Source organism: Microbispora cellulosiformans (genome assembly GCF_008728085.1).
GTDB lineage: Bacteria > Actinomycetota > Actinomycetes > Streptosporangiales > Streptosporangiaceae > Microbispora > Microbispora amethystogenes.
The window spans coordinates 132,475-145,451 of the sequence record NZ_VYTZ01000014.1 but is presented as its reverse complement, the minus strand read 5'-3'; the positions used below and the strand labels follow the sequence as shown (position 1 = coordinate 145,451).

Annotated in this window: 3 protein-coding genes; all 3 read right to left on the bottom strand. The window is 64.0% G+C overall.

The window, feature by feature from the left end:
* Positions 1 to 1,032 precede the first annotated feature (1,032 nt).
* The gene (locus F5972_RS30055) at positions 1,033 to 5,961 is read right to left on the bottom strand and encodes a DEAD/DEAH box helicase (protein WP_150938303.1); all 4,929 of its coding nucleotides are present in this window, start codon (positions 5,959 to 5,961) and stop codon (positions 1,033 to 1,035) included.
* Between the two features lie 122 nt (positions 5,962 to 6,083).
* Positions 6,084 to 9,920: an Eco57I restriction-modification methylase domain-containing protein gene (locus tag F5972_RS30050; protein ID WP_150938301.1), complete on the bottom strand. Its 3,837-nt coding sequence runs from the start codon at positions 9,918 to 9,920 to the stop codon at positions 6,084 to 6,086.
* A gap of 2 nt (positions 9,921 to 9,922) precedes the next feature.
* Positions 9,923 to 12,961 carry a helicase-related protein gene (locus tag F5972_RS30045; protein ID WP_225312027.1) on the bottom strand — a complete coding sequence of 1,013 codons (3,039 nt, stop codon included), beginning with the start codon at positions 12,959 to 12,961 and terminating at the stop codon, positions 9,923 to 9,925.
* Between the last annotated feature and the right edge of the window lie 16 nt (positions 12,962 to 12,977).

Genomic DNA, 12,977 nt, shown 5'->3' with positions numbered 1-12,977 from the left:
GGTCCGGCACAGTGCTCTTCTACACGATAGGGGGAGACAGAGGTGTCGTCTGCTCGCAGACCTCACATGTGCGCCTCCCCCAGGTCCACGGCGGCGACGATCAAAGAGATGATTGTCGAGTATGCTCGCGCGCGGCCTTCCCTGCGACCTTATTGAGTGAGATGCAGGGGCCGCAGTCACCGGTCGAACCAGTCTGACCCACACCCAGGGGTCCGTTCATCAGGTTTGATCACACGAGGCTGAAGATGGAGAAGCAGCGGGCGGCGTCTTGGGCACGGCGGTGGTTCGCTTGGGCGATGTTAGCTCCAACCGCAGAACCGAGCTTCCGATGGCCAGGTTGCGCAGGGCTGCCATTGCGGCGGGCCGAGGTGCGGACCTGGAAGGCTCGCGATGAGTGACGTCGCGGATGTGATGCAGGGCTTCGACCCTGCCAGTGGGTGGATGCATACAGCCAGTTCCCCGGGGCGGGCCTGGTATGCGGTGAGGCTGGTGCCGGAGTAGACGGTGACGCTTTACTCTTCCATCGTCCGCCGCAGCGAGGCCGCACCATGCGGGTGACCTGAGCGGCGCGCGGAAACAGCAGCACTGCGGCCACAGAGCAGACCATGATCGCGCGCCTTGCGGTATGGCCGTGCTCGTAGGCGTTCTCGGTTGTCACTCCTTGAAAGCGTGGAGACGGTCCTATGCTACAGCGGTCCTCAGCAGGGCCTTTGAGGCTTGCCTCTCCTTGATCATCTGACGCTCGTATTTGTCCGCTGCTGATGCCTCCTGCTGAGGTTGCAGAAGCCTATGATCCAGGTTGCGATCCTGATGGCAGCCTCGGCCCGGGTCTGGCAGTCTTGGTGCTCCGGCTTCGATGGGGCTTGATGTGCCTCCTTTAGGTTCCTCTCGTGCTGAGTGACCGGTTTTCTCTCTAATTTGATGCCACCCGCAGCGAACGCACGTTCCGCGTCACGGGTGGAACGTGCGATGTCCACGATCGCACCGTGGTGCTATTGCTGAGAGAAGGACGACTCGTCTGCGCCACGGTGCTCATAGTTTCTTCACGAGGTGGGCAGCGATCAGGGATGCACACCGTTGCGCGTCGCGTACGATTTCGCCTCCCCAGAACGACAGGACGGTCCAGCCCGCTGCCTCCATCGCGCTTCGCTTCGCTCTGTCTGCCGCCTGGCGCTCCGGCGAGTGATGGTGCTTCCACCCATCGCAGAACACAGCGATCCGCTGCTCTGGCCAGGCGAAATCGGCAACCGTGACGGGACGGGGGTTGCCGTCGGTCGAGCCGCGATCGCCCCACTCGTATTGCGCGTGCCCTCGGGGAACACCAGCAGTCATGAGGGCGATGGCCAGGCGGCGCTCGATGGCCGAACGTGGACGTCCTACGAAGACATCGGAGTAGGTCGAGACCCGGCGGCCGGAGACGTCAGGAGCTCCGGCGAAGCGCCGGAGGAAGTCTGCTGCCACCCGTCGATCCAGGAGGTCCTCTTCCAGCTGATTGCCGTACGAGCGTAGGCAGGCGTAGCAGGACCGCTCACACGAACAGCCGTCAAGGACCGGGACGAGCACCTGCGCCACTTCACCGAAACGCTCGGCGAGCTGACGGAGATAACCGGCGCCGCCGGGCACCTCCTCATAGAGGACGGCGAGGCGGAGCGACGCGTCGTCGCTCTCTGGATCCGGCCGGGGCCAGTCGAACCCGGCGACCTCGTCCTCACCTGCTTGTAGGATCACGCGGCAGCCCAGGTCGAGGGCCGCGCGGATGCTGGCGAGGAACTCCTCCAGCCGATTCTGTGGAATGCCGAACTCTTCCAGGTCAGGCAGGATCTGCAAGCAGTCGACACGCCGATCGACCTGGAGGACGCTCGGCTCCAGGCGCTGGTTTTGGCACATCGCATCATGCAACTTGATCCGGTTCTTCTGAGCCTGAGTGGGCTTAGGCCCAGGGATGGCGTCGAACCAGAGGCCACAGCCGGTGCAGATGATGAAGCGCTCACTGTCCCGGTGGTCCTTGGCCAGCCGGCCGCGGTTGAGAATGGTCAGGTCTGCGCCGCGCTCCCAGTGGAGCACCAGGCCGGGCCGCTCGAAAAGCCAGGTCTCGGCGGTGTTGGGAGCGCCGAGGTGGTGGGTGACATCGAACGGCGAGCGTGCTCGATGCTCCTCGTCGGCGGTGATTCGCTGGCGGCGGACGGCCCGCATCGCGCGCATGGGCACGCTGAGTTGGGGGTTCAGGTCGTCGCTGTTGCACGACAGGCAGTGGGCGTCGGTCGGGGCGTTCACCGTGTCACAACGGGCGCAGAGGTTCACGAAGTCGAGAGCGCCAACGCCTTCAGAGTTGACGAGGTTTGCGCGGTGGAAATCCACCTGATCGACCAGCCACTTGGCGCCCCGGGCGTACACGAGCTGTCCGGGGGCGTAGTCCTTGAGCGCCTGGACGGAATCCTGTGCGAGTTCGGTAGCCTCCCGCTCCAGTGACAGGGTTGTGGTGTCCGTGGGAAACGCGTAGGACGGCAGGAACCCCACGTTGCCGAGGTAGGACAGCACGTAAGCACGGGTCCGGTCCGTCCGGCGCATCGCCTCCAGGCTGGCGCTGATGCTGGTGAGCGCCCGGGCCGCGTCCCTGTGGCCGGCCCGGCTGGTCGCCTGCGTCCACTCCTCCAGGAGAGTTTTCTGCCGGATCCGGTACGGCTCGACCGCCTTATCGAGGTGGGCGACCCACGAGTCGACGACGGACCTGGCCCACTCCTCCGTCAGCCATGGGAGCTCATCGTCCCGCAGCCCAAGTCGGAAAGTGCGGTGAACGCGATCGGCGATCTCCGCAGCATCTCGGGTGAGGGCGTTCCGAACTTCCTCGACTCCTTGCAGGTCACCCGCGTGATCGGTAGTGACCAGGTCCTGCATCCAGATGGGGAGGTCTTCACCGCAGAGCTCCAGAGCCATAGCCCGGGCATGCCGGGTGATGACACGCTTGTTGTCCAGCAGGAAGGCAGGCGGGCGGATAGCGCCTCTGATCATCTCGACCGGACGTGCATAGTAGTAGCTGTCGTGCGGCATTCCGCCCGCAAAGGTGACGATCAGCGCGACACGTTCCTCACGGCGGCCGGCACGTCCCGCACGTTGCGCGTAGTTACTCGGTCTCGGGGGGACGTTGCGAAGGATCACGGCGAGGAGCTGTCCGAGGTCAACTCCCAGTTCCAAGGTCATAGTGCAGACGAGAAGGTTCAGATCCCCGTTCTTGAACTGCTCCTCGATTTGCTCACGCCGCTCCAGCGGCACCTGACCGGAGTGCTCCTCCGCCTTCACCACGAGGGGCGCGACACCATTGACCAGCAGTCGCTCATGGTCGGAATCGTCGCCGTGCCAGGGCTCCGGCTTCCCCTTGCAGTTGAAGGTCGTGCAGCGGTCCCTCGGCGACGGGTCGGGGTGCACAACCCGGCAGGCGCGGCAGCGGTAGAGGACCTCGCCGGGGGTGCGGATCTCAATCTCCTGCGGCGCCACCTGCCGCAACAGCACCTTCGCTCTACCGGTCCCCACATAGGTGTCGACGAGCAGACCGCGACTGGCGAGCAGCTCAACCGCAGCGCGCATGGCCCGTTCCTGATCGTCGCTGCTGAGGAGCGCCGGAAAGGCGAGCTTGAGGATGCGTACGGCGGAGCCCTTGAAACCCAGGCTCAGGATGTCGGCGCCCGCCGGCTTGACCGTGGTCTCGCCAAGTCCGGTGACGGCGCCGGCCCCGTGCAGGGTCGCCCCCGCCTCGACAAGCTCGGCCTCGATCTTCGCATCCAAGCGAGCGCGGAGCAGTTCGTGTCCCACACCTCCCCGGGTCCTGACCAGATCGAGGACGCGGGCGAGCATCCACTTGATGGCGATGGTGTCCGGTCCCAACAGCTTGATGAGCGGTCCGAGGTTGCTCTCAGAGAGCCGCTCAAGAGCGGGATAACCGATGGTGATAACACCGAGCCGTTCCAACGAAGGCGGTCGCCGCTCATTGCTGGCGATCTCCCCGAGCACGTCCCACTCGCATACCCGCAGAGCTCGCTGACGGGCGTCCGCTCCCGCCGGGTCGGCGTATAGTCCTGTCTCCTGTCCGCGCCGGAAGACATCCTGCACGAGGCCGTTGAAGCTCGGTGACGGCTGTCCAGCGTTCGCGCGGGCGCGAAGGCTCTCTACGATCATGCGGCGGACCCGCACTGCGCGGGATCTGTCGCGCGTATATCCCGCCTGGAAGGCCGTGTCCTGTCGGGAGTCAGCGAACACCAGGAGCCGCCGGAGCATGTCGTCTTCGCTCTGCTCGGCCAGACCAGTGTGCAGGCTGAACGCCGCCGCGGTGACGGCGGCGGCGGTCCGCGCGGTGAATCCCTGGACGGCTCCGCCGTTCGGCCGGATGTAGCCGCAGACGGGACAGCGGGTCAAGGGGCGCCCAGGGTCGGCTACCGCGACGAACACCTCACGGGTGGCGGCTCCGCAGCCGGGACAGATAGGTCCACTGGCGCCAGCACCGCAGACGGTGCACCGGCAGTCCGGGTACCAGACTCTGCTACGCGAATTGGGCTCCTCCATCGGATCGTCCGCGATCAGACGGCGCGCAACGTACCGGACCGGAGCCCCTTCCGGATCATCCCTTTCAAGATCGTAATCTTGGCCGCATCCGAGGCATACCCCCAGAGCCGTTGTGGCCCTCGCATCGCAGACAGAGCATGTGGTCGCTCCGTCAAGCAGCAGATGTTCGCCTTCGCCCGCACACCTCACGGGGTTGGGCAGCCCACGCAGGAACAGATGGACCTTGGCCTCGAGGACGGGAGGGCCAGCGGGCGAGTGCGTCCCCGCGCCAAGCAGCAACCAGCCCGCGACCTCATCGTGCAGTGCGGCGAGGTCCGCGCCCGCACGGTGCGGCAGTTTGGCGAACGCCTCGACCAACTCGGCTATCGTCCGCGGCTCGGACAACTCGGTCCTGAGGAAGTCCAGGACGGGGCTCCGCTCCGGATCCCCGAGAATTTCTCTCAGCCGAGCCACGTCACCGCCGTCCGCGAGCGCCGCCTGGAGCCGTTGGCGATCGGGAACGGCACCGATGGCGTTGAGGTCGGGGAGGGGATGCGGAACCGCGGTCTCCTCGACGATCGCATTCACATCGAAGGGAGATGCGAAGAGCCGGGTCGCGAAGTCAGCCGTCCTCCGCAGGTCCGCATCGTGGTCGCCCCCGGCGCTGACGGTCGCGGAAAGCCCGACGCAGACCAGACCGGAAGCATCGACGTGCCCGCGCAGGCGGCGGACAAGTCCGGCAATCTCCGTTCCAAGCGCACCCTGGTACGTGTGCACTTCGTCCAGGACCAGGTAGCGCAGGACGCCGTCACCGAAGAGCTTTCGGTCGTCTCTCCGGGTCAGGATGTACTCCAGCATGGAGTAGTTGGTCAGCAGGATGTCTGGCGGATTGTCCTGAAGCCGATTGCGTTCATGCTGCTGCGTTGCACCGGTGTAGACGCCATAGCTGAGGCCGAGCGCCTGGCAGGCTACCGCGACGCGATCCTGCTGGTCGTTGACGAGCGCGTTCATCGGGTAGAGCAAGATGGCCTTTACCCCGCGCGCGTAGCGGTTGACGAAGGCGTGCGCGACGACGGGGATCAGGAACGACTCGGTCTTACCGGAGCCGGTGCCGGTCGCGACCAGAGTGTTCTCGCCCCGGTGGAGCCGTGTGACGGCCTCGACCTGATGGGTGAAGAGCCGCTCCACCCTCGGGAAGGCATTGACGATCTCGCCGGGGAGACCGATCCGGCCGGCGAGCTCCCCAAGTGTCGCATCAAGCTGGAACCGGGGCTGCACCGACAGGTACGGCCCGCGCCACAGCAGCGCCTGCTCATCCAATAACCGGTCGAACTGTGCCCTGAGGCTAGGGTCCGCAATCGGGTAGGTGGTCCACGTGAAGCGCCGGTAGTCGTCACGCAACCGCTCGGCCAGCTCCAGCGGGTTCATACCGGGCGCCTCCAACGACCTGTCATGCTTATGACTACGCGTAGGTAAGCCCCAAGCTAGGAGCTACCCGACGATCAATGTAACCGATGCCACGTTCCAATTGACCTGGAACGAAAAGGTCGTCACCCGTCCAAGCGCATGAAGTGGCTTCGGACAAGGTGTTTGTATTCCTCATCAGGGCGGACCGGGCTGCCCTCGCTGTCGGCACTCTGCTTGAAGTCCGCGAGGATCAGCTCCAAGTGATCCGCCGATAGCCCGTAGAGGTGCGCCACTCGAGCGTCCAGCTCGGCCCGGAGGTCCCGCTCCTCCGCCTTGCTAAGAGGTGCGCACTCGACGCCAAGCACCTCGGCCAACTCGTCGAACTCCGGTGCACGGCAGGTTAGCCGCGCGGAGAGCCGTACGATCTCCGCCCCGGGGCCGCGATCGAGGGGGACATCAGCCACTGGCAAGGAAGCCATAATCGATTTCGTCACATGCGACCCGGCCTTTCTACGGACGATGAAGTCCAGCACAAGGCTATTCATAAGCGCGACTACATATACCATCGCCTCCGCACCCAGAATGGTCTCATAGCCACCTTTTACATGATTCCATGAAGACCGATAGAAGAAGTGGACTGACTCTGTAACTGCGATGCCCGGAGGAATAACCGCAGAGATGAGGGTTCGCTCATTAGTTGCACTTGCCACTTGCCGAAGACAGGGGCGATAATGGTCTACAGGAGGCTCGAGAATCTCTCGACGCAGAGAGCCGCCACAAAGGCACTCCTCTCCCTTCTTCCGTGCGAGCGACAAGTAGAGGGCACGCGCCTTCCTCCTCTTCGCCGCCCTCTGCAAGAGTAGGTCAATTCCATCAGGTTCGATAAGCCGATATGATGGCTCCGCAAAGTTATGCACAAACTGATGGAAGTGTTTACCTTCATATAGCAGAGGCCCGGCCCCATCTACCGCAAACAGCTTCCGATTATCATGAATATGCAACTCCCGCCCCCATTCAACTTGCCATTCCCCGGCTTCCATGAGGCTTAAGAACAGCGGATGCCCGGCATAGATCACCCGAAGCAAGTCCAGGAGCATACTGTCGCGGGTGTCAGGAATTGCTAGCGTCTCCGGCGCAAGCGCCTCGATGACATTCCGCGGGATATTGAGGGTGCGATCTGGCAGATCCATGAGATGCTCAAAGAGAGAGACACCGCTAGTAAATGGCAGTGGATCCGTCGCGCCGCCCTTCTCCGCCACCAAGAGCAGAAACTGCTCGCGACTATCGATCGGAAAAATTTTATTAACGTTATCGCACAGCACGAAGTGCTCCACGGTACAGCGATCTAGCAGTTCTCGACGGTGGTATTGCGTTCCCGCATCGCCCACAACTCCGGCGTCAATTACGACACCAATTCGTCCCTTAGGCGACAGAAGCGAGAGTTCGCGCTCAAGGAATGCCCTGTAAAGATTGTAGGTCCCCTTGGTTCCGAGCATCCGGTATTCACCGGAGCTCTTGACAAATGCCTTCATCCCCACAAGATAGGCATCCACCAACTCCCGAGCGCTCTGCACCTCTCTCCGCCCGTCAAGCTCCTCCTGCCGAGCCTCCTTTTCTGCTTTCTTCTTGAGAAGGGAGTATGAAGGATCAAATCGACCATAGAACTCAGCCGCCTTGAACGTGATGCCCTCCCAAGGGGGATTGCCGATCATAACGTCGAAGCCGGCGTCGGACCGTCTCCTGCCCTCGCTGTCGAAGAAGACCTCGGGAAACTCGATTTCCCAGTGGAAAGGACGGACCTCCTTCCGGATCTGCTCGGTCACCCCCTGCAGGTGCGGAGGGAGCTTCTTGCTCCCCTTGATGTCCTCCCGGCTGTTCACCCACTGGGCGCTGTTGCCTCTAAGTCGTTCTACAAAGAAGGGGGCGACCCACCAGTCTCCGAGCTCCTGAAGCCGACGGAAATCAGCGCCCCTCAGAAGGCTGCTAAACCGTTGTTCCTTGGCCCGGATCTGGAGCCGGTCGTCTGAGGGATCCGTGGCGAGGCTCCGCCGTACCCGAGTGACCAGAGCGAGGTCGGGTGCCGGCACATCGAAGAGTGAGACCTGAAGCTCGTTCTCCGACTTGGTAGCGGCCTTGCTCACGCGTCCGCCCTGCGCTGGTGTAGGGACACCCTCCCAGGCATCGAGGCTCGCGCCGACGACAGCGTTGCCGCACCGTAGGTGCGCGTCGAGAAAGGAGAGCGGTTTGCCGGCAGCCGCCGCGGCAAGCCAGAGTGATACTTTGGCCAACTCCACAGCCATTGGGTTGAGGTCTACGCCGTAGATGCACCGCTCGACGATGAGGCGCCGGTAGGCGGCCCGCTGGGTGTCGTCCAGCTTGTGGTCGAGAAGCTCGCCCTCGCGTGCAAGGGCCTCGCCGTACGCCTCGGTGAGCCTGTGCACGGCGGGCACCAGAAACGCGCCAGAGCCCATCGCAGGGTCGCAGACCCGAAGATTGAGAATCTGCTCGGGAGTGGCGTTCTCAGTGAGCGGGCGTAATGCCTCACCGACGACGAAGTGGGCAAGCGGTCGGGCGGTGTAGTACGAGCCGGACCCCTTGCGCTGCCCCGTGGCTTCGAAGAGATAGAAGGTGCCTGCGTCGTAGTGCTCCAGCGCCTCGGCACCCTCGGGAAGTCGATCCGCGTCGAGGACCTGGTAGACGGCCGACTGGCCGCGACCGACCCGTGCCAGGGCCTTTGGCCCATCGGCGATCTGCGGCTCGAAGGAGAGAAGCCCTTCGTAGATGCTGCCGAGCTGTTCGACACCGAGTTCCCGGTAGTTGACCGGGCGGCGTCCGACAATCTGCTTCCCCTTGACGCTCTTTATCGGCTCGGTGAAGGAAAGGGCGTCGATGACGTCCCGGACGAAGGTGTCACCGACGATGAGGGCCGGGTCGTCGAGCAGGGGACATTTCGCCGGGTCGAAGAGCCCACCGTCAAAGGCCGTGATCTGGAGCTCTCCGGCGTCAGCACCGTCGCGGAGCATGCCCCACTGAGCGCGTAGCGTGCTCCACAGGTACCCCCCGTCAGGGGTCCACACAGAGCCTGGATCGATGATCTGCTTGCGGAGGCTGCGCAGAGAATAGCCTTGATCATAGGCGGGGGTTCCGACTGGGAGTAGGCCGCGATCCTCCGCATACGCGACGAATAGCAACCGGTAGGCAATCTTGAGCGCGTCAGCGAACAGCTCGCGAGGCGCCGGAGCCGGCTCACCACGTCGGCGCCAATGGGCGAGTGCTCCGTTCGCGATGGCTCTCAGAGCCTTTCGCACGCCTCCTGACAGGTTCTCGCTGACTGAACTGGCGGCGTCAGCGCTGGCTCTCTCGATCCTGTCCCACAAGGACGCCCCATCGCCGTCAGGGAGGAAGGCCTCAGGACGGAGCAGCGCCCACAAGACCCGCCATTCATGGTCGTCGCCCAGCTCCGCGAGCCCGGCAAGATCGACAGCAAGGTAACTCGCCTCTCCCCCGAGCCCGGGATCACGCCGAATCACCCGCAGCTCGGACCCATTGCTGAGCAGAACGGCGGGCAACGTTCCTTCGCGGGCGCACACTTCAGCCTGACGCTGGGGACGCAGATTCCCCCCACGCCGTCCGCTGGGGGCAGCATCGAGGTGCTGTGCGGGGGGTGTGATCAGCACCCATACCAGGTCGTCCGACTCTGCCTCTGCCCGCGCAATCAACGGGTCGTCGGCTCCGGGAAGGGTAGAAGGAAACCGCCAGCCGAACGAGCCGAGCCAGTTCAGCATGTGTTTACGGGTCTGACCTGCCGTACTGGTCTCGTCGATGTCGGCGACGAGACGACGGAGCTCCCGCCGGGCCTGCCGGATGCCCGTTTCAGCGTCCTCTGAACCGATCTGGCCGCGTTCTTCCCGGAGGAAGAGTCCGGGATCAGACAGGTAGTAGGTAGACAGGGTGGTGCCGGCGACCGTGATGTTCAGCATGTTCAGGCCTCCACGCACACGATGCAGCCCACCGGTTCGGCCGGGTCCACCTCAGCGATCGCGAATCCGCGTGACAGCGCTTGCCGACGGCGGTCGAACTCGGCATCGACCATCGCCTTGGCTTCCTCCAGGGAGTGGAATCCCCCATGGCCGAGATCGGCGAAGAGTCCGAACTGCACCATATCTCCATAGCTGGAGGCGAACCTCCGCTCTGCCTCCGCGAGCTCGGCCTGGTGCCAGCGGTCCATATCAGCCTTGAGGCGATCGGCTTCCACTGAGAGCTGCCTCCGGACGTGCTCCACTCGCTGGGTGAGCCGACGGTTCGCCTCCTGCTGAGCCAGCGCCGTGGCGGTTTCGAAGCTTGCCGAGAACTTGCGCCGAGCTTCCTCCCTAGCCTCGCCGCCACCGGAGACACCACGCTGTCGAAACCGTTGGAGGTCGAGCTTTTCATCTTGGCTCGGCGTCCCAGGGGCGTTGCCGACTGCCAGCGGGACGAAGACCGGGATGAGCGGCTCTTCCAAGATTCTCCGCTCATCAGAAATGATTCTCCCGACGAAGGTGAAGAGCCATCCTTCGTCTCCCGTAGCAGGACGTACCGCCACCCTGTCGGAGGCCCGCTCGTCGTAGAGGCGAGTGCGGACACGCTGCAGCGCTGCCCGGACGAGGGGGTGGACCGGGGTGAGGAAGGCGATGCCGCGGTTAGCCGGATCAAGTGCGACGGCACGGTTGAAGGTGGCTTGGAATGGCTCCACCGGAACCTGGGGGTACTGGCTGAGGAGCGGACCGGGGTTGATCTCGATCACGTCTCCAGAGCCCGAGACCCAGCCACCGCTCTGCTGGACAACGGAGGTGACCAGTCGCCGGAACTCTTCGAAGTCTGGGAGCAGCCAATGTGCCTGCTCACGAGCGGCTGTGGTGTCCGCCTCCGCTTCCTTCTCATTGCGCATGCCCTGCATCAGAACGAGTGCACCGCTGCGTTCCAGATAGTCGCGAACCTGCTGGGCGACGCGTTCGAGCCGCTCCTCCAACTCCTGATCAGAGAGGTCTTCTAGGAGGCCGTCAATGATCTCGCTGTGACCACCAACCCCGAGTACGTCGCTGCTGGAACCTAGCTGCTTAGAGATCACCGCGAGCTTCTCGCGCAACCGCTGAAGGATCTCCTCGTCCCGCGTGTCGGTCAAGTAGAGATAGCTGATTTCCACGACATTGTGCTGGCCGTACCGGTCGACGCGTCCGTTGCGCTGCTCCAGACGGTTCGGATTCCACGGGAGTTCGTAGTGGACTACGACGTGGCAGGCATCCTGGAGGTTGAGCCCTTCCCCTGCTGCGTCAGTAGCCAGGAGGATGGCGCCTGGGGTCGCGGCGAATCGCTCTAGCACCGCCCGCCGCTTAGCCAGCGAGACCTGCCCGTCGATGCGTAACACCGGGCCGAGCCCAAGATTCGCCTCTAGGTAGTCCAGGGTGTCACGGTACTCGGTGAAGATGATGACCCGCTCACCACGGCGTCCCGCTCGAAAACCTTCGAGCCAGCCGCGCAGTCGGGTGAGTTTACTGTCGTCTCCTGGCGTCAGCGCCTCGACCATCTGCAAGAGAGTCCCGACGAGACGGCGCTCCTCCTGCAGATCCTCCTCCTGAAGGTGTGCTGCCACACCTTCGAGAGCGATCTCTTCGGCCGTACCGAGTTCGACCTCCGGAAGGACCGCATCGCCGCGATACTGCTGCAACGCATCCCGCCTCCGACGCCCGATGCGCTCAATGGCAGGCACGCCCATACTCTGTGCTCGACGGCGCAGGCTCTGGCGCAGGGCGTACGGGCTGGAGAGCGCCCGCTTGCGCAGCACTTCCAATGCGAAGGCCTGAACATAGTAGGAATCCTTGCCACGAAGCGCCCGCAGCACGCGCTTGCTATGACCCCGAAGACGTTGATGAATCTCCTTCTCTCTACCGGTCGGAGTGACCTCGATCGGCTGAGGTGGATGCCGGCGGCTGATCGGCTGGGGCGGGTTGCCCCGGGCAACGTCGTCCTTGAGCCGACGCACGATGTACGGGCGAACCAATTCCGGGTCGAGGCGGCCGTCGTCAGCCGCCAGATGCGGGGACAGTAGTTGCACGAGGCTGGCGAAGGACTCCTGGTAGCCGTTGTGTGGCGTTGCTGATAGCAGCAGCAGTTCTCGGCTGTGATCCGCGAGCACACGCGCGAGACGGCTCCGGTCTGTGGCCGATGAGCGACCCTCGCCCGCGTAGGCACGGGCCACGTGATGCGCCTCATCGACGATCACCACGTCGAATGGCGGGGCGGCCTGAATCGCCGTGAGATGGTTCTTGAGGTAGTCAATTGAGGACACCGCGTACGGCACGGCCGTCCACGGGCTGACCGTGGTTGGGTTGTCACGGCGCAGCTCCAACCACTTCTTGCTGTCGACCTTGGCGAAGTCCAGGTTGAAGCGGAACCGCATCTCGTCGACCCACTGATCCTGCAAGCCAGCAGGGCAGGCGATAAGGACCCGGTCCGCACGACCACGCCGGGCAAGCTCCAGCAAGACGAGGCCGGCCTCGATCGTCTTGCCGAGACCGACATCGTCGGCGATCAGCAGTCGGACCTTCGGGTGACGCAAGCCCGCTAGAACCGGAACGAGCTGGTAAGGCTCCACGTCGATGCGTCCATGCTCGACAGCAAGGAGGTCGCCTCGTCCGTGAGCCATGGTGAGCGCGAGGGCGTCGTGCAGCTCGGCAAGCCGCACCGGGTTGCCCACCTCGAAGCGGAGGCGGGTCGTTGTTTCTAGTTTCAGTGTGGGCTCGGCTTTGGCCAGCACAGTGAGGCGACGTGGGCCGGGACGATCATCGGCGCGACGGAGATCCAAGAAGGTTTCGGCACCAGCCCCGCGGACCCCTTCGACCTCCCACAACCGATCTCTGAGCCGCACCCGCATCCCGCGTTCAAACATGCCCGCGTGCTCTCCCCACTCGCCATAATCGCCGGAGGTCAGGCTATCGGCAGTCGTCCCATGGCGGGACTGCTCATGCTCGACCTCTTGGTCCACTAATGTGGCCTCGTCG